Origin of the sequence: Actinoplanes sp. L3-i22, assembly GCF_019704555.1 — a bacterium.
GTDB lineage: Bacteria > Actinomycetota > Actinomycetes > Mycobacteriales > Micromonosporaceae > Actinoplanes.
On sequence record NZ_AP024745.1, the window covers coordinates 2,191,626 to 2,209,873 of the forward strand.

Below are 18,248 nucleotides of genomic sequence, written 5' to 3' on the forward strand. Positions count from 1 at the left end.
CCGGCGGCATATCCCTAAGCGCCCCGGGGGAGGAGCCATCCGACCCGGCGGACGAGATCGACCGGGTTGAGCGGTTTCGCCAGGTATTCCTCGGCGCCGGAGACGAACGCCAGGTCGATGTCGGTCTCGGTGGCCATGCCGCTCAGCATGATCACCGGGATGTCGGCGGTGGCCGGGTCGGCGTGCATCTGGTAGCAGACGCTCAGCCCGTCCAGGCCCGGCATCACGATGTCCAGGATCACCAGGTCCGGCCTGGTCTCGCCGACCAGGGTCAGCGCGGTGCAGCCGTCCGCCGCGGTCACCGTCTGGTAGCCGGCCATCTGCAGTTTGAAGGTGACCAGGTCGCGGACGTTCTCGTCGTCGTCCACGACCAGGATGGTCGGGCCGACCAGCGTGGGGCGGGCGGTACGGGCGGTGCGGGCGGATTCCAGAACGGCCGTCACGGCGACTCCCGACGTCTGAGGATGAGGTGCCCGCAGACATCGGCCCCGGTCCGCCCCGCGCCAGCTAAATCTCGGTTGCGATCAGGATGCGGACTGCCACTGCTCGGAGCCGAAGACCTCGTAGCGGATCCGCTCGTCCGGGATCCCGCGCCGGTGCAGGCCGGCCCGCACCTGCTGCATGAACGGGACCGGGCCGCACAGGTAGACCTCGGCCTCGGGGTGCAGCGGGATCTCGTCGACGTCGATGCGGCCGGTGCTGTCCTCGTACCAAAGCTGGCTGGTGAAAGTGCGCAGGCGGGTGCCGTGGTGATCCATGTCGGCCCGCAGTGGATGCCGCTCGGCGCTGCGGTCGGCATGCACGGCGACCACCTCGCGGGCCGGCGCGGTGCGCGCCACGTGGTCCAGGATGGCGGCCATCGGGGTGATCCCGACGCCCGCGCTGACCAGCAGCAACGGGGCGGCTCCGGGGCGCAGGACGAGATCGCCGTACGGCTGGCTCAGCCGCAGTTTGTCGCCGGCCTCGACCCGGTCGTGCAGGAATCCGGAGATCAGTCCGTCCGGGGCGCCGGCCCGGCCGCGGACCCGGCGCACGGTGATCCGCAGTGTCCCGGCGTTCGGCGCCTGGGACAGCGAGTACTGCCGCAGCTGGCGGCCGCCGTCCGGCAGATCCACCGCGACCGTGACATATTGCCCCGGCGTGAAGTGCGGCGCGGGAGCCCCGTCCACCGGCGCGAGCAGCAGGGAGACCGTGTCGTGCGCCTCGGCGATCTTGTTGATCACCAGGTAGTCGCGCCACGGGTCGGCGCCGTCCACCCCGGCCTCGGCGTAGAGCCGCGCCTCCCGGCCGATCAGCCGCGCGGCGAACAACCAGTACACCTCGTCCCAGGCGGCGGCGATCTCCGGCGTGACCGCGTCGCCGAGCACCGTGCCGACCGCGCGGAGCAGGTACTTCCCGACCGTCGTGTACTGCTCGGGGCGGATCCCGAGCGCGCAGTGCCGCTGCGCGATCCGCTCGACGATGTGGTCGAAGACGGCCGCGTCCGGGCCGGCGCCGATCAGGTGCGCGGCGAACGCGGCGACCGCGCCGGCCAGCGCCGACCGCTGCTCGCCGGTGGCCTGGGCGCTGCGGCTGAACAGGTTCGTCAGCTGCGGGTTCTCGGCCAGCATGGTCGAGTAGAACTCGCCGGTGATGGCGTCGAGGTGCGCGCCGACGACGGGCAGCGTCGCCCGGACCACCGGGACACTTGTTGCGGACAGCATTACTGACCTCCACGGGAGATGCTGAGCAGCGTCTCGCGCACCGGCGGCGCGGCGAGATCGCCGATCGTGATCGGGTCCAGTGCGACGTAGAACGCCTCCTGCGCGAGGCGCAGCGCGCCCCGGAGCCGGCAGTTGCCCCGCAGCGGGCAGGGCGGGTCGCCGTCGCAGTCGACCACCTCGGCCTCGCCCTCCAGGGCCCGGACCAGGGCGCCGACCGACTGGGCGCGGCCGGCCGCGGCGAGCCGGACGCCGCCGCCCCGGCCGCGGACGGTCTCCAGCAGGCCGCGGTGCTGCAGGGTCTGCACCACCTTGGCCAGGTGGTTGCGCGGGACGGCGAGGGACTCGGCCAGCTCGTCGACGGTGAGCCGGTCGTCCCGCGCCGCGCTGAGCATCAGGATCCGGAGACCGATGTCGGTGGAGCGGTTCAGTCGCACGGGTCGACCGTACTTTAAAAAGGACTCTCAGATACCTCTTTGAGAGAGTCCTCACGTCCCCGATGTTCAGCGATTCGCCGTCCGTGCCGAACTGGGGGTTAGAGAGTCCAGCCGACACGAGGCGAAACCCTTATGAGTCTTCGGATGTTGCCGAGCACCGCGCGGTTCGCGGCGCTCTACCTCGTCGCGATCGTGGCGGGCCAGCTCACCGTCCTGGGTAAGCCGGACGCGATGCCGGTCATCTGGCCGGCCACCGCGGTCGCCGCCGTCTGGCTGGTCAACCGCAACGACTCCCGCTGGCGCTGGGCCGACGCCGTGGTGCTCGGCGTGCTCACCGCGGTCGCGCTCGTGGTCACCGGCATGAGCCCGGGCCTGGCCCTGGTGCACGGCGCCGCGGCGATGATCGAGGCGGCGGTCTTCGCGATCGCCGCGATCCGCTGGCTGCCCGAGGTCTGGACGCCCGGCGGCCGGTCGCTCGGCACGCTCGGCGACCTGGTCCGGGTGCTGCCGGTGGCCACCGTCGCGGCGCTCGGCGGGGCGGTCCTCGGCGGCATCGGCGAACAGCTGATCACCGGCGACCACTCGCCCACCACGGTCGCGGTCTGGCTGGTCCGCGACGTGGTCAGCGTGCTGATCTTCGGGGGCGCCGCCCGCCGGCTGCGGGACCTGCCGTCCAGCCGGCAGAACTGGCTGGAAGCGGTGATGATCTACGCGATCTCGGCCGCCGCCTACTTCTACGTGTTCTCGGTCAACCAGGACCTGCCGATCGGCTTCGCGCTGCTGCCGCTGACCGTGTGGGCCGCGCTGCGGCTGCCCACCGTGCTGGCGATCGGGCACGTCATGGTCTTCGGCACCACGGCCGCGGTGTTCACCCTGCACGACCACGGCCCGTACGCGATGATCGGCGCCAGCAGCCTGATCATCCAGCTCTACATCGGGATCCTGGCGCTGGTCGGCCTCTCCCTCGCGTTCAGCCGCGACGAGCGCGTCGGCCTGATCGAGCGGCTGCGCGCCTCCGAGCACGAGGCCACCGAGAAGGCCGGCCTGATGACCACGATCATCAACTCGATGACTGAGGGCCTGGCGATCCTCGACCAGAGCGGCCACCTGGTGCTGCGCAACCCGGCCGCCGGGCGGCTGCTGGGCAGCACCGAGAAGGTCACCGGCGGGGTGTCCCTGGGCAGCGACTACGGCTTCTTCCACCCGGACGGCGCCCCGCTCGCCGACGCCGAACTGCCCTACCAGCGGGCCCTGGCCGGCGAGGACGTGCAGCCGATGGACGTGCTGATCCGCAACGCCGCGGTCCCCGAGGGCCGGATCGTCCGGTTCAACGTCGCCCGGCTGGCCAGCCCCGGCGGCTCCCAGCACGTGGTGGTGGTCTTCCACGACGTCACCGCGGACCGGCGGCACCGCGACGAGCTGATGTCGTTCGCCGGGGTGGTCGCGCACGACCTGCTCAACCCGCTCACCACGATCGAGGGCTGGGCCGAGGTCCTGGAATCCGAGCTGGCCGGGTACAAGCCGGCCGAGCGGGTCAGCCGGATCCAGCGGGCCGCCGCCCGGATGCGGACGTTCCTCAACGGGCTGCTCGCCTACACCGCCGCCCGCGACGGCAAGCTGATGCCCACCACGATCAACCTGCAGCTGCTGCTCGCCGACATCGCCAACAGCCGCTACGACCAGGCGGAGAGCAACGGCGCCCGGCCCCCGCAGTTCGCCTTCGGGCCGCTCGACGCGGTCGACGCCGACCCGGTGCTGGCCCGGCAGCTGTTCGAGAGCCTGATCGACAACGCGCTCGACCTGGCCACGCCCGGCGTCGCGCCGCAGATCAGCGTCTCCGCGCAGCCCGCGCCGAACGGCATGCTGCGGATCGACATCCTGGACAACGGGCGGGGCATCCCGGCCGGCATGCGCCAGGCCGTCTTCACCAACTTCCACCGCGGCGAGGGCCACGGGGGATCCGGGCTGGAGCTCGCCGTGTGCAAACGGATCGTGGAACGGCACGGCGGGACGATCGAGGCGACCGCCAACCCGTACGGCGGCGGCACCCGGATGACGTTCACGCTGCCGGCCGGGCGCTCGGCGTACGCGCGCACCCTGGAGAACCAGTGGCAGCAACGCCCGCAGGCGACCGGAGCGACCGCCCTGCACCCCAGGTAGCCCTCATGACCGGCGCCCCCCGACCGACCAATACCTGTAAGGGACCGCAGCTCAAGGGAGATTCTTCGATGGCGGGCACGCAGTACGCCGGCGCGACGCTGGAGCAGGAGCGCCTCGCTGCCCTCCGGAGCTACGAGATCCTGGACACCGGCGCCGAGCGCGACTTCGACGAGATCGTCAACCTCGCCGCGCACCTCTGCGACAAGCCGATCGCGCTGATCAGCCTGATCGACGCGGACCGCCAGTGGTTCAAGGCGCGGGTCGGCACCGACGTCTGCGAGGGCCCCCGGGACGAGTCGTTCTGCAACCACGCGATGCACGACCGGGACGTCATGCAGGTGCCCGACGCGCGGCTCGACCCGCGATTCGAGACCCTGCCGATGGTCGCCGACGACCCGCACATCCGCTTCTACGCCGGCGCGCCGCTGATCACGCCGGAGGGCAAGGCGCTCGGCACGCTCTGCGTCGCCGACTCCGAGCCCGGCCTGCTCACCCCGCCCCAGCAGCGCGGGCTGCGGGCCCTGGCCCGGCACGTGGTCACCCAGCTCGAGCTGCGCAAATACGCCCGGGACATGCACGCGCTGCACCAGCGCCTGTTCAACGCCGAGCAGGTCAAGGACGAGTTCATCGCCCGGGTCAACCACGAGTTCCGCACGCCGCTCACCGCGATCAACGGCTACATCGAGATGCTCGGCGACCCGGAGCTCCCCTCGGAGAGCCGCGACGGCTTCCTGCAGCGCGTCCAGCGCAACTCCGACCGCCTGCTCGCCCTGGTCAACGACATGCTGCTGGCCGCCCAGGTGAGCGCGGACAGCCGCGACTTCGCCCGGGTCCCGGCCGACCTCGCCGTCCTCGCCCGCACCTCGGTCGACGCCAACCGCCCGCTCGCCGAGGCCAAGGGCCTCACCATCACCGCGGAGACCGACGGCCGGGTCTTCGCCGACGTCGACGTGCGCCGGATGAGCCAGGCCCTGGAACGCCTGATCCTCAACGCGGTCAAGTTCACCGACGCCGGCACGATCACGGTCCGCGCCGAGGCCCGCGACGGCCACGCGATGCTCCTGGTCCGCGACACCGGCATCGGCATCAGCGCCGATGACCAGACCCGGGTCCTGGCCCCGTTCCGCCGCTCCGCCGACGCCGAACGCGCCGAGGTCCAGGGATTGGGCCTGGGCCTGAGCATCGTCAAGGCCATCACCGAGGGCCACGACGGCGAGGTCAGCATCGAGAGCACCCCGGGCGAAGGCAGCACCATCAGCATCGCCGTCCCGTCCTCCGGCCCCTACCCAGAGCTCTGACCAGGATCTTCGCTACGATCAAGATCAAATTCATCATTGCCTCGGCTGCGGCCAATAACTGATCGCCGCTCCCGCGGGGACCCTTCCGGGCCTCGCAGGGCGCAGGGCGCCCAAAACGCGAGCCCCTACAGGGCGACGTCCGCGGGTGGTCCCGGTTCCAAAACCCCCGCGACCCGGCGGCCACGCCCGGCCCGGCGGCGCTCCCGGCCCGGCCGCACTCCCGGCCCGGCCGCACTCCCAGCCCAGCCGGGCTCGCGGCCCAGCCACGCCTCGCGGCCCCGGCTGGCGCTGAGGGCTGCCTCGACCACTCCAAGACACCCCTGAAGCCCAGCCGAGGGCCGCGACCGCCGCTGCGGCCCGCCCTCGGCGCGGCGGGGGAGCGGCTGGCCCGTGGCGTGGCGGGGGAGCGGCCGGCCCGTGGCATGGCGGGGATCGGCTGGCCCGTGGCGCGGCGGGGGAGCGGCTGGCCCGTGGCGTGGCGGGGGAGCGGCCGGCCCGTGGCATGGCGGGGATCGGCTGGCCCGTGGCGCGGCGGGGGAGCGGCTGGCCCGTGGCGTGGCGGGGGAGCGGCCGGGTTTGTGGTTGTGGGTCGGGGGTCAGGTGGGGAAGGCGGCGTTGATCTCGTCGTCGTGCAGGGAGCGGGCGCGGAACGTGGTGGTGCCGGTGGTCAGCAGCTCCTGGGCGGCGTCCCGCATCGCGCCGTAGGCGGCCCAGGCCAGGGCACCGCCCGTGGAGACCCGGCGGACGCCGAGCGCGGCCAGCTCCGGGACGGTGGGCGCCCCGCCGACGGCCAGGACGTTCACCGGCGCGGGCACCTCCCCGACCACCCGGGTGATGTCGGCCGGAGCGCGCAGCCCGGGCGCGTAGACGACGTCCGCGCCCGCCTCCCGGTAGGCCCGCAACCGCGCGATCGTGTCGTCGAGGTCGGTGTGCCCGTACAGGTAGTTCTCCGCACGGGCGGTCAGCGCGATGCCGTGCCGGGCGCAGGCCTCCGCCGCCGCGGCGACCCGCTCCGCGCCGGTCGTCAACGTCTCGACGCGGTCGGTGGCCGGGTCGTAGTCCTCGATCGAGATGCCCGCCGCACCGGCCGCGGCCAGCAGGTCGACCGTCTCGCCGATGCCGGCCGCGGTCTCCGCGAAGCAGCGCTCGGCGTCCACGTTCAGCGGAACGCCGACCGCGGCGGTCAGCGCCGCCACGTGCGCGACCAGCTCGTCCCGGGTCACGTGCTGGTCCTGTTTCCCGAGCGTGGCCGCGAACCCGGACGACGTGGTCGCCAGCGCCACGAACCCCAGGCTCGCCAGCAGCCGCGCCGAGCCGGCGTCCCACGGGTTCGGCATGATGAACGTGCCGCTCTCGTGCAGTTCCTTGAAGCGCTCCCGCACCGCAGTCATGACCCGACCCTAACCGCCCGCGCCGCGCCCACCGCAGCGGTCCGCGGCCCCGGGCCGGCCGCCGGGATTCGGTCGCGGTCAGGTGGTCAGCACCGCCTTCGCCCGGGTCGGCCGCCGGGATTCGGTCGCGGTCAGGTGGTCAGCACCGCCTTCGCCCGGGGTGGCCGCCGGGATCCGGTCGCGGTCAGACGGTCAGCACCACCTTCGCCCGGGCGTGCTCGGTCTCCAGGTAGCGCAGCGCGGCCGGCGCCTCGGCGAGCGGGAACGTGCGGTCGATGGCCGGCGTGACCTGACCCGATTCGGTCAGGCGGCGCAGCTCGTCGAGGAGGGCCCGGCTCGCCACCGGAGTCGGGACGACCAGCCGCCGGCGGCGCAGGAACCGGGCGAGCAGCATCCCGCTGAAGATCAGTGGCATCGGCCCGATCAGGCTGCCGCCGGTCGACACCCCACCGCCGGAGAGGACCAGGGTGCCGCCCGGCTCGAGCAGCCCGAGCAGCTCCCGCAGGCGGTGGTTGCCGACCAGGTCGAGGACCACGTCGTACGCAATCGGGGGTTTCGGGAAATCGCCGGTGGTGTAGTCGATCACGTGGTCGGCGCCGAGCTCCCCGGCCAGGGCGAGATTGCGGGTGCTGCAGACGGCGGTCACCTCGGCGCCGAACGCCTTGGCGATCTGCACCGCGAACGTGCCGACACCGCCGGACGCCCCGTTGATCAGGATCCGTTGCCCGGACCGCAGGCCGGCCTCGCGCAGGCAGACCAGGGCGGTGCCCGCGGCCAGGGGGAGGGCGGCGGCCTGGGCGAAGGACAGGTTCGCCGGTTTCGGGGCGACGAGCTCCTGCGGGACGCAGACGAATTCGGCGAAGGCGCCCTGGGCGTGGCCGGGGTCGGTGAAGACCTCGTCACCCTTGGCGAACTCGGTCACGCCGGGCCCGACGTCGGCGACCTCGCCGGCCACGTCGCGCCCCCGGATCCGCCGGCCGGGGCGGGTGAGACCCATGCTGGTGCGCATCACATACGGATCCCCGCGCATGAAGTGCCAGTCGTAGGCGTTGAGTGCCGCCGCGCGGACGCGGATCAGCACCTCGCCCGCCCCCGGTACCGGGGTCTCCACCTCGGCCAGCCGCAGCTGCTCGGGGCCGCCGTACCGATCCTGAACGATGGCTCTCATCATCGGCTCCTCTCGAGGTGTACGCCGTACACCTGCAATTCGAGAGTAGGTGTACGCCGTACACCCGTCAAGCGCCGGAAGTAGGGTTGGCACGTGGATGTTGCCGAGCGGCGGGTTCCGCTCAACCGGGACCGCGTGCTGGACGCCGCGGTGGACCTCGCCGACCGCACCGGCCTGGAGGCGCTGAGCATGCGCAACCTCGCGCACGAGCTGGGCGTCGTGCCGATGGCGCTGTACAAGCACGTCGCCAACAAGGACGAGCTGCTCGACGGCATGCTGGACCGGGTGATCGCCTGGATCACCCCGGCCCGCGACACGACCGCCCGGGCGCCCGGGTCGAGGACCCCGGATGCCCCCGGCCTGGACTGGAAGATCGCGGTCCGGGAACGCATCCTCGGCGCCCGTCAGGCGCTGCTGCTGCACCCGTGGGCCTGGCGCCTGATCGACTCCCGCACCGACCCGACCCCGGCGATGCTCGCCTACCTCGACTCGGTGGTCGGGATCTTCCTGACCGGCGGCTTCTCGGTGGACCAGACGCACCACATCGTGCACGCGCTGGGCACCCGGATGCTCGGCTACACCCAGGACCTGTTCGTCGACTCGCAGCCGACCCCGCCCGAGGTCCAGAAGGCGATGGCCCGCGCCATGGCCGACAGCTATCCGAACCTGGCGACGATCGCGATGGCCGCCGCCCACGACGAGTCGTCGATCGTCGGCGCCGGCTGCGACGACCAGTTCGAGTTCGAGTTCACCCTGGACCTGCTGCTGGACGGGTTCGAGCGGCTACCCCGCTGACTCGAGCTCCAGGTCCAGGGTGAAGACGCTGCCGACGGGGTCGCCCGGCCGGTAGGCGACCCGGCCGCCGTTCGCCTCGGCCAGGCTGGCGACGATGTGCAGGCCCAGGCCGTGCCCCTCGGCGGCGGTGCCGGCGGCCCGGGTGTACCGCTCGAACAGGTGCGAGCGCAGCTCCTCGGGCACCCCGGCGCCCGCGTCGTGCACGCCGATCTCGACCCGGCCGTCGGTGACCTCGACGGTGATCCCGGTGGCCCCACCGCCGTACTTCCGGGCGTTGGTCAGGAAATTGACCAGGATCTGGCCCAGGTGGGCCGGGTTGGCCAGCACCGACAGCGGCGCCGGGCAGGAGATCGGCACCACGGTGTCGGCGGCGTCCGCCGCGTCCTGCAGCGCGGCGGCCAGCGGCACCGGCCGGCGTTCCGTGGTCAGCTCCCCGGCGTCGAGCTTGCACATCGCGAGCACGTTGTGCCGCAACTCGTCGATCCGGTGCGCGCCGGTGATGATCCGGGTGGTCAGGTTCGACAGGAACGGGGGCAGCTCGGCGTCACTGAGCACCTCGCCGTACCCCATGATCGCGGTCAGCGGCGTCCCGATGTCGTGCGACAGCATCCCCATCAGGTCGAGTTTCAGCTGGTTGGCGCGCTGCAGCTGCTCGTTGCGCTCGGCCAGTACGGCCTGTGCCGCGTCCCGCTCGCACCGCGCCCGGACCTGCTCGGTGATGTCCTGCACGATCCCGATCAGGTGCAGCGGCCGCCCGTCCGCGTCCCGGATCAGGCGCACCCCGGTCTGCACGTCGATGCTGCGCCCGTCGGCGTGCAGCAGGCGCTTGACCCGCTCGTACGAGTCGCGTTCCTCGGCGAACAGCCCGGCGAGCGCCGCGGTGTCGGCGTCCCGGTCGTCCGGGTGGGTCAGCAGCATCACGCCGTACCCGGCGAGCTCGCTCGCGGAGCGCCCGACCATCCGCGCGTACGCGTCGTTGACGTGCAGGATGTTCCCGTCCAGCCCGACGATCACCTGCCCGATGGTGGACTGGTGGAACTGCACCCGGAAGCGGCGCTCGCTCTCCTCCCGGGCCTGTTCGGCGCGCCGCCGGCCGGTGATGTCGGTGTTCGTCTCGATGATCTCGAGCCCGGTCCCGCCCGCCGCCGGCCGCGACACGTGCCGGCTCAGCACGACCACGACCTGCCCGTCGGCGCGCCGGTGCTCGAGCTCGCCGGCCCAGGACCCGATCTCCTCCAGCGCCAGCTCGACGTCCGGCAGCCGGGTCGGGAAGCGGGTCGACAGCAGCCGGTGGATGTTGCGCCCGAGCGCGGCGGAGGCCGGCCAGCCGTACATCTGCTCGGCGCCCTGGTTCCAGAACCGGATGGTGCCGTCCGGGTCCCGCACGATGATCGCGGCCGGCGCCGCGTCGATCAGCTCGGCCTGCCGGCGCAGCTGCTCCTCGGTGGTCCGCCGGGCGCTGATGTCGTGCAGGAACGCGTGGAACACCGGGCGCCCGCCGGCCATGTTGGTGGCCTGGAGGGTGAACTCGACCGGGAAGGTCCGCCCGTCCCGGTTCACCGCGGGCAGCTCCAGGCGCTGCCCGGCCAGCACCGACGTGCCGGTCTCGCGGACCCGGTCCAGCCCGCGGCGGTGCGCCTCGCGGTGCTCCTCGGGCACGATCAGCTTGCTCAGGTCGGCGCCGACGGTCTCCTCGCGGACCCAGCCGAAGAGCCGCTCGGCGGCCGGGTTCCACTCCTGGACCAGCCCGTCCGCGTCGATCGACACGTACGCGTCCTGGGACACCTCCAGGATCCGGCGGACCAGCGCGGACGTCTCCTCGGCGTGCTGCGCGGCCCGGACCAGCTCGATCTCCGACGCGACGGCGGCCGCCAGATCGGACAGGATCGCCAGGTCCGGCTCCGACCACTCACGGGGCGAGCCGTCGATGGCGCAGAACGCGCCGAGCGTCTGCCCGTCGACCCGGATCGGCATCCCGGCGTACGCGACCACCCCGATCTCGGTGATCGCCAGGTTGTCCTTGACCAGCGGATTCTCCCGGGCGTCGGTGACCACCAACGGCCGGTCGCCGTCCACGACGTGCTGGCAGAACGAGTGCGTGAGCGGGGTCTGCCCCAGCGCGGCCCACGCCGGCGGCAGCCCGAGATGGCTGGCGAACACCTGCCGGTCGTCGAGGACCAGCGAGACCAGCGCGGTCGGCACCTCGAGCAGCCGGGCCGCGAGGTGGGTCAGCCGCCGCAGCCCGGGCGACTCCGGGCCGTCGAGCAGACCGGTGGCGCGCACCGCCGCGACCCGGTCCGCGCTGTCCGTCCGACGCACTGCCACGCTTCGTTCTTCGGCATCCCCGGCCGCGAACTGAGGGCGGAATTTGTCACGGTGCAAAGACCACGCCGCTAGCGTGGAGGACATGTCCACTGTGTGGTTCGTCGGGGTGTCGACCGGCCAGTCGTTGATCAACGCGGCGTTCCCGCTCTGGACCCGCGACCTCGGCCGGGAGATCCGCCTGGTCGGCCGGGACCTGCCGATCGGCGCGCCGACCGCGGCCTACCGGGCGCTCGCCACCGAGCTCCGCGACGACCCGGACGCGCTCGGCGCGGTGATCACCTCGCACAAGGTCGCGCTGCTGCGGGCCGCGCGCGACCTGATCGGCACCCTCGACCCGCTCGCCGCCGAGTGCGGCGAGGCCAACGCGCTGCGCAAGAACCACAAAACCCTTTCGGCGTACGCCCGTGACCCGCTCTCCGTCGGCCGCGTCGCCGACGAGATCTGGCCCTCCGGTGAGCAGGTGATCTGCCTCGGCGCGGGCGGCACCGCGATCGCGCTCGGCCGGCACCTGCTGTCCCGCCCGGAACCGCCGAAGCGGCTGGTCTTCGCCGACCGCGACGAGGCGTCCGCCCGGCACCTGCGGGAGGTGCTGGCCCCGTGGGTGGAACGCTCCGGCGTGGACCTCGAGGTCCGGATCGGCCCCGGCCCGTGGGACGCGCTCGTCGAGTCCGGTGCCGACGGCTCGCTCCTGGTCAACGCCACCGGCCTGGGCAAGGACCGGCCGGGCAGCCCGCTCTCCGACGACGCCGGCTTTCCGCGCGGGGCGGTCGTCTGGGAGCTCAACTACCGTGGTGACCTGGCCGTGCTCCGGCAGGCCCGGCGGCGGGACGACCTGGTCACGCACGACGGCTGGAGCCTGTTCTGCCACGGCTGGGCGGCCGCGCTCGGCCCGATCCTGGACCTGGCCGACGAGGTGGCGACCGCCCGTCGCTTCGCGGAGCTCGCCGCCCCGCTGCGCCCCTGAGGGGCAGGCAGGGCCTACGCCTGCTCGTACGCGGCGAACTGGTCGAGCAGGCTGTGCGGGGCGTTCTCGTCGAAGCAGAGCGCCAGGTTGCGAGCCGCCTCCCCGGCCGCTTCGGCGCTGCGCGGGAAGAGCTCCGCCTCGTACGTCGCAAGCGCTTTTTCGACGTCTCCCGGATGGGCCGCGAGGGCCTCGCCCAGCCTGGCGCCGTCGAGCATCGCGAGATTGGCCCCTTCCCCGGCGAACGGCGACATCACGTGCGCGGCGTCGCCGACCAGCGTCACGCCGGGCACCCGCGCCCACCGGTGGTCGATCGGCAGCGCGTTGATCGCCCGTGCGACGAGCGCGCGGTCCGCCTCGGCGAACAGTGCGTGGAACTCCGGCGCCCAGTCGTGGAACTCGTCGGCCAGCACCGCCTTCGCCTTGGCGGTGTCCGCCCAGTCGACGCTGTCGATCCAGTCCGCCGGCTTGGTGAGCGCGATGTAGATGTGCAGGCTGCCGTCGGTCTCGCGGTGCGCGAGGAACCCGTTGCCGGGGCCGAGCGCGAACAGCATGCCGCCGCCGACGGTCCGCGCCGGGCCGGGATGCCGGGTGTCCGCATCGAGAAGATCCACTTCGACGAACGACATCCCGGCATAGGCCGGCTTCGCCGCGGAAAGAAGCGGACGTACGCGGGACCAGGCACCGTCCGCGCCGACCAGCACCCCGGCGGTGACCGTCGAACCGTCCGCGAAGGTCAGCTCGCGGTTCTCGCGCACCCCGGTGACCTTGCTGCCCCAGCGGATCGTGCCCGCCGGCAGCGAGTCCAGCAGCAGCTGCCGCAACTGGCCGCGGTCCACCTCCGGCCGGGTGCCGTCGCCCTCGTCCGTCTCGTCGGTGTGCACGGTGCCGTGCTTGTCGAGGATCCGGGTCGCCTCGCCGCCCGGGTGGATGATCTTCCGGAACTCGTCGAACAGGCCGGCCGCTTTGAGCGCGACCTGGCCGTTGTAGTCGTGGATGTCGAGCATGCCGCCCTGGGTGCGGGCCTCGGGCGAAGCGTCCAGCTCGTAGATGGTCGCGGGGATACCGTGAACGTGGAGCACCCGGGCGAGAGTGAGGCCGCCGAGCCCGGCGCCCACGATCGTGACTGGTGTGGTCATCGTGTTCCTCCTGGTCTGTGCGTTCGTCCTACGCTAGCGAACGCATTCTTGACGAACATGTTCTTCAGAGATATCGGGCGCCATCCGCTGCCGGTCGCAGCGGATGCGTCCCCGCTCAGTCCTCGGCGATCTCCGGCGCGGGGCGGGCCACGCTCTCGATCCCCGCGATCAGCGCCGCGAAAGCCCACGTCAATCGCTGCGGCCCGGTCCCGGCGAACAGGTCGTCCCGGGTCCACGCGATGTTCGGATGCTCCGCCTCCGACGCCTCCCGCAACGCCAACTCGAACATCCGCACCTCCTCCTCGGCCCCGACGATCTCCCGTCGGGTCCCGTGCTCGGCCGCGGCCGCCGTCCCGTGCTGGAGCAGCAGGTCCACGCCCCAGGCAGCCTGCCCGACCGGCACCCCGCCCTCGCGCAGCAGCCCGAGCACCGCCTCCACGAACCGCAGGTAGTGCGGCCCGGACGGCCGCAGAGTCAGCACCGACCGGGCCAGACTCGGATAACCGAACAGCATGCCGGTGTACTCCCGCATCAGCGCGATCAGCTCGGCCCGCCACCGCTCGCCGGCGCCGGCCGTGGGCAGGCGCAGGTCGGCGAGCAGCTCGTCGAGGATCGCGCCGTGCAGCTCGGCCATGTTCTGCACATACACATAGAGCGATGCCGGCCCGGTGTCCAGCTCGGACGCGAGCCGGCGCATGGTCAGCTTCTCCAGGCCCTCCTCCCGCATGATCCGCAGCGCCACCCCGACCGCGCCGGCCCGGCTGAGCGGGGGCTTGGCGGGCCGGTCGCGGCGGCTGACGGGGACTCGGCGGGGGCTCATAACACGATCGTAGCGAACATGTTCGTCAACGCCAACCAGGAACCCGGAAGACCATCAACCAGCAACCGGACGACCACCAACCAGCAACCCGGAAGCCCTGCCGAGCAAACCCGGAACGGCGCCGGCCAAGTGCCCAAAACGGCGCCGAAAGAGCAGCTCAGGGCACCGCACCCAACATCGTCAACACGTCGGTGAACATCGTCGTCGTCGCCACCGGATCCAGGTGCTCCGCCTGCCAGCCACGGCTCCGCACCCCCTGCAACACCGCGATCATCGTGGTCCGCGCGGTCCGCAAGGTAGCCGGCGAGAGCAGCACCGCCGAAGTCCCGTCCGCATACGCCGCCCGGGACGCCGCCCCGAGCGCCACCAGCGCCGCCGCCGACCCGTTCAGGATCTGGGCGACGTGCAGGCGGTCCCGGTCCAGGTTGAAGGCGGCCACGTGGACGGCCAGGCCCAGGCCGGCGAGGAGGCGGCCGGTCTCGTCGCCGCTGAGCACGGCCGGCATGGTGGCCGAGTCGTCCTCGACCGCCGCGGCGCCGTCGCCGAAGCCGGTGACCAGCTCGGCGGCGATCTCGGGCGGGACGGCCAGACCGGCCAGTGGGATGTCCGGAAAGCGGCGGCGCAGCGCGGCCTCGACCGCGTCCCGGATCACGTAGCCGGGCACCACGCGGTGCTGGTCGGCGAGCCGGCGCATGATCACCGCGACGATGTCGTCGGGGGTCATCGGCCGCTCCATCCACCTACCGTATCGGGGCTCAGCCGGTGGCGGGCAGGGTGACCCGGGCCGTGGTGCCGCGTAGGTCGCTGGTCACCTGGAGTGAACCGCGATGCGCGGCCACCGCGGCCCGGGCGATCGCCAGGCCCAGCCCGACGCCCGGTACGGCCTGATCGCGGGCGTGCCGGCCGCGGAAGAAGCGGTCGAAGACGTACGGCAGCTCGTCGGCCCGAATGCCGATGCCGCGGTCGATGATCTCCACGGCCGGAGCCGGCGTGTCCGTGACCCGGACGACGATCGGCCGGTCCACCGGGGTGAACAGCATCGCGTTGCGCAGCAGCTGTTCGACCGCGTGGGCCAGCCGGGCCAGGTCGGCGCGGACCATCACCGGCGCGGCGGGCCGTACGTCGATCGGCTCGGAGCGCAGCGCGGCGAGTGCCCGGCAGGACGCCAGCGCCGCGGTGACCACGGTGTTCAGGTCGATCGGGGCGACCGGCTCGGGCAGTGGCGCGTCGTGCGGGCGGGTGCCGGCCAGGATGTGGTCGACCATCGTGACCAGGCGCTGCCCGTTGCGGTGGATCGGGTCGATCAGCCGGCGGTAGGGCGCCAGCTCCTCGTTCTCGCAGAGCAGCTCGAGGTAGCCCTGGATGCTGGTGACCGGGGTCCGCAGCTCGTGCGTGATCGTGGCGATCAGATCCTCCTCGCGCTGCTCGGTGCGGGCCAGGTAGTCGCCGAGCTCGGCCATCCGCAGCCGGGTGCGGATCGCGGCCAGGTGCGTCGCGGCCTGCCCGGCGAAGATGTTGAGCGCGTCGATCTCCCGGTCGGCGACCTCGCGTGGCTCGTCGTCGATCACGCACAGCGCGCCGAGCACGTAGCCGTCCTCGTCGATCACCGGGGCGCCGGCGTAGAACCGGAGGTGGGGCGCGCCGACCACGTTGCGGTACGACGAGAAGCGCGGGTGGAGGGTCGCGTCCGGGACGATCAGCGGCTTGCGGGCCGGGATGATCGTCGCGCAGAACGAGACGTCGAGCGGGGTCTCCGGGACGCCGAGGCCGACGTCGCCGGCGAACCACTGCCGCTCCCGGTCGATCAGCGAGATCGCCGCCATCGGGGTGTCGAACATGGTCGCGGCGAGCCGGGTGAGTTCGTCGAGCACCTTCGGCCGGGGCTGGTCGAGCACCTGGTAGCTGTGCAGCGCGGCCAGCCGCGCCTCGTCGCCGACCTGGTCGTTCATAGCTTGACCATCGGTTCTACCTCGATATTGCTGAGGACCGGCGCGGCCGGCAGGGTGAAGGTGAACCGGGAGCCGCCGCCGGGGTTGTCCGCGGCCACGATGGTGCCGCCGTGCCGCTCCACGATGCGTTTGCAGATGCCCAGGCCGAGGCCGGTGCCGGCGTACGCGGCGGTGCGATGGGCCCGGTGGAAGTCGCCGAAGATGGCGTCGTGCTGACCGTCCGGGATGCCGATGCCGTTGTCCGAGACGCTGATCCGGATCCGGTCGCCGGCCCGGGCGGCGGTCACGATCAGGGCCGGTGTGACGCCGGGGGCGGTGTACTTGATCGCGTTGCCGATCAGGTTGTCCAGCAGCTGCCGGACCAGCACCGGGTCGGCGTGCACCGCGGGCAGCACGTCGACCACGAAGCGCGGCCGCGGGTGGCCGGCCGCGATCGACGCGTCGACCCGGGCGCCGGTGATCTCGGCGACCAGTTCGTCCAGGTCGACCAGGGCGGGTGCGACCTGGGCGTCGCGCGCGGTGGTGTAGTCGAGCAGCCCGTTGATCAGGGTGCGCATCCGGCCGGCGGCGCGGTGCACCCGGGCCAGGCCGTCGCGGGCCCGCTCGACCCCGGCCACGCCCTCCAGCGCCTCCTCGGCCGCCTCGCTCCAGCCCTCGACGGTGGTCACCGGGTTCAGCAGGTCGTGCGCGACCACCCCGGCGAAGCCGGCCAGCTCGTCGCGGTGCTGCCGCTCGGCGGTGACGTCGTGGAACAGCACCACGGCGGTACGCCGGCCGCCCGGCTCGGCGAACGAGTCCGCGGTGACCCGCAGGATCCGGCCCTCCGGGATGCCCGGGTTGCGGACCAGGAAGTCCTGGCTCAGGACCGGTTCGCCGGCCAGCGCGCGGTGGTGGGCCATCTCGGCCTCGGCGACCGGGCGGCCGTCGAGGTGGAAGAAGCCGTAGCTCTCGCTGCTCCGCATCCGGTGGTCCGGGCTGACCTGGCCGCCGAGCAGCCGTTCGGCGGCCGGGTTGCGCAGCAGCACCCGGCCGTCGTCGGCGATCACCGCGAGGCCGTCGGCCATCGAGTCGACGATCGTGGTCATCAGGTCGGCCCGCCGGGACGCCTCCTCGCGGTGCGCGGCCAGTTCGGCCTTCTCCGCGGCGAGTTCGGTGAGCAGCGCGGCCCGCTCGTCCCGGCCGAGCGCCAGGGCCAGGCCGACGACGGCGACCAGGGCCACGAACAGCTGCGCCAGGAAGGCCCGGGCCGCGTTGTCCTGGACGGCCGCGAACGGGCCCAGCCCGCGCAGCGTGAACACCACCGCGATGCTGGCGGTGACCAGGCTGTGCAGCGCGACGTAGGGGGTCGCGAGCCGGGTGCCGGCCCAGACGGTCACCGCGATCAGCACGAAGGTCAACGGCAGACCATGACCAAGACCGAAGCCCGCGGCGTACGCCGCGACGGTCGTCACGGCCAGCCCCACGTACTCCGCGACGCGCCGCCGCGGGGTGACCGCGAGCAGCGAGAGCCCGTGCCGCCACCAGCCGCACAGGTCACCGTGCCGGTCCCGGTAGCCGTTCGCGGCGTGCCCGACGCTGAGCGCGACCGCCCCGAGCAGCAGCACGCTGGCGGTGTTGCGGGCCAGCCAGACGGCCGCGGCGGCCCAGGAGAACTCCCCGGTGAGCAGCCAGATCGCCAGCGGGCCGAGGGTCGAGCCGGAGAGCGTGGCGGTGAACGCCGCGGCGAGCAGCCCCCACAGGTCGCGCGGGCTGCGCATCGGGTCGGTGCCGCCGGTGCCCCACAGGCCCGGTCGCCAGCGCTGGAAGAGCAGCAGGAAGACCGCGACCTGGAGCAGGTTGGCCATCACGAACACCAGCGCGAGCCGCAGCGGCGCGCCGGTGGCCATGTTCACCACCATCGTGACCAGCGCGAACGCGGCCGCGTCGGGCCAGTTGAGGCGGGCCTGCCGCTGGGCGCAGAACCAGATCACGGCGACGCCGGCGGCCGGCCAGACCAGGCTGAGGTTGGTCGAGTCCATCACGGTCAGCCGGCCGGCGAAGCAGGACAGCGTGTAGGCGACGGCGAACAGCAGCGTGCGCAGCAGTGACCTGCGGTACGACACCAC

15 protein-coding genes are annotated in these 18,248 nt (G+C 72.8%); 4 read left to right on the forward strand and 11 right to left on the reverse strand.

Annotation, left to right across the window (positions count from 1 at the left end; translation table 11 throughout):
* Positions 1-14: 14 nt before the first annotated feature.
* The 3 genes from L3i22_RS10025 to L3i22_RS10035 form a co-directional block, all read right to left on the reverse strand.
* Positions 15-443 carry a response regulator transcription factor gene (locus L3i22_RS10025; RefSeq protein WP_255658089.1) on the reverse strand — a complete coding sequence of 143 codons (429 nt, stop codon included), beginning with the start codon at positions 441-443 and terminating at the stop codon, positions 15-17.
* A gap of 81 nt (positions 444-524) precedes the next feature.
* The gene (locus L3i22_RS10030) at positions 525-1,703 is read right to left on the reverse strand and encodes a globin domain-containing protein (RefSeq protein WP_221326682.1); all 1,179 of its coding nucleotides are present in this window, start codon (positions 1,701-1,703) and stop codon (positions 525-527) included.
* Complete coding sequence (locus L3i22_RS10035) at positions 1,703-2,137, reverse strand: Rrf2 family transcriptional regulator (RefSeq protein ID WP_221326683.1); 435 nt, start codon at positions 2,135-2,137, stop codon at positions 1,703-1,705. The genes L3i22_RS10030 and L3i22_RS10035 overlap by 1 nt, the downstream gene beginning before the upstream one ends.
* A gap of 144 nt (positions 2,138-2,281) precedes the next feature.
* Here L3i22_RS10035 and L3i22_RS10040 point away from each other — a divergent pair, with 144 nt between their 5' ends.
* Positions 2,282-4,297, forward strand: coding sequence for an ATP-binding protein (locus L3i22_RS10040; protein WP_255658090.1), 2,016 nt, complete (start codon positions 2,282-2,284; stop codon positions 4,295-4,297).
* A 68-nt stretch (positions 4,298-4,365) separates the two neighbouring features.
* Complete coding sequence (locus tag L3i22_RS10045) at positions 4,366-5,595, forward strand: GAF domain-containing sensor histidine kinase (protein WP_221326685.1); 1,230 nt, start codon at positions 4,366-4,368, stop codon at positions 5,593-5,595.
* Positions 5,596-6,191: 596 nt separating this feature from the next.
* Here L3i22_RS10045 and L3i22_RS10050 read toward each other — a convergent pair.
* Positions 6,192-6,986: an isocitrate lyase/phosphoenolpyruvate mutase family protein gene (locus tag L3i22_RS10050; RefSeq protein ID WP_221326686.1), complete on the reverse strand. Its 795-nt coding sequence runs from the start codon at positions 6,984-6,986 to the stop codon at positions 6,192-6,194.
* A gap of 184 nt (positions 6,987-7,170) precedes the next feature.
* Complete coding sequence (locus L3i22_RS10055) at positions 7,171-8,154, reverse strand: NAD(P)-dependent alcohol dehydrogenase (RefSeq protein ID WP_221326687.1); 984 nt, start codon at positions 8,152-8,154, stop codon at positions 7,171-7,173.
* Positions 8,155-8,247: 93 nt separating this feature from the next.
* Here L3i22_RS10055 and L3i22_RS10060 point away from each other — a divergent pair, with 93 nt between their 5' ends.
* Positions 8,248-8,949, forward strand: coding sequence for a TetR/AcrR family transcriptional regulator C-terminal domain-containing protein (locus L3i22_RS10060; RefSeq protein WP_221326688.1), 702 nt, complete (start codon positions 8,248-8,250; stop codon positions 8,947-8,949).
* Here the strand turns inward: L3i22_RS10060 and L3i22_RS10065 are convergent.
* Positions 8,938-11,274: a PAS domain S-box protein gene (locus L3i22_RS10065; protein ID WP_255658091.1), complete on the reverse strand. Its 2,337-nt coding sequence runs from the start codon at positions 11,272-11,274 to the stop codon at positions 8,938-8,940. The genes L3i22_RS10060 and L3i22_RS10065 overlap by 12 nt on opposite strands.
* A gap of 82 nt (positions 11,275-11,356) precedes the next feature.
* On the opposite strand from L3i22_RS10065, the gene L3i22_RS10070 reads away from it, so the two are divergent.
* A complete protein-coding gene (locus tag L3i22_RS10070; protein ID WP_221326690.1) occupies positions 11,357-12,238 on the forward strand; it encodes a hypothetical protein in 882 nt (293 codons plus the stop codon).
* A 14-nt stretch (positions 12,239-12,252) separates the two neighbouring features.
* Here the strand turns inward: L3i22_RS10070 and L3i22_RS10075 are convergent, their stop codons facing one another.
* The 5 genes from L3i22_RS10075 to L3i22_RS10095 all read right to left on the reverse strand — a co-directional run bounded on the left by L3i22_RS10075 (position 12,253) and on the right by L3i22_RS10095 (position 18,245).
* Complete coding sequence (locus L3i22_RS10075; protein ID WP_221326691.1) at positions 12,253-13,374, reverse strand: NAD(P)/FAD-dependent oxidoreductase; 1,122 nt, start codon at positions 13,372-13,374, stop codon at positions 12,253-12,255.
* A 115-nt stretch (positions 13,375-13,489) separates the two neighbouring features.
* Complete coding sequence (locus L3i22_RS10080; protein WP_221326692.1) at positions 13,490-14,194, reverse strand: TetR/AcrR family transcriptional regulator; 705 nt, start codon at positions 14,192-14,194, stop codon at positions 13,490-13,492.
* 157 nt (positions 14,195-14,351) lie between these two features.
* Positions 14,352-14,930, reverse strand: a complete 579-nt coding sequence (locus tag L3i22_RS10085; protein WP_255658092.1) for a hypothetical protein — start codon at positions 14,928-14,930, stop codon at positions 14,352-14,354.
* 19 nt (positions 14,931-14,949) lie between these two features.
* Positions 14,950-16,143 (reverse strand): GAF domain-containing sensor histidine kinase, encoded by a 1,194-nt coding sequence (locus tag L3i22_RS10090; RefSeq protein WP_221326693.1) that lies wholly within the window; start codon positions 16,141-16,143, stop codon positions 14,950-14,952.
* Entirely contained in the window at positions 16,140-18,245 is a 2,106-nt protein-coding gene (locus tag L3i22_RS10095) for an ATP-binding protein (protein WP_221326694.1), read from the reverse strand. The genes L3i22_RS10090 and L3i22_RS10095 overlap by 4 nt, the downstream gene beginning before the upstream one ends.
* Positions 18,246-18,248: the final 3 nt, after the last annotated feature.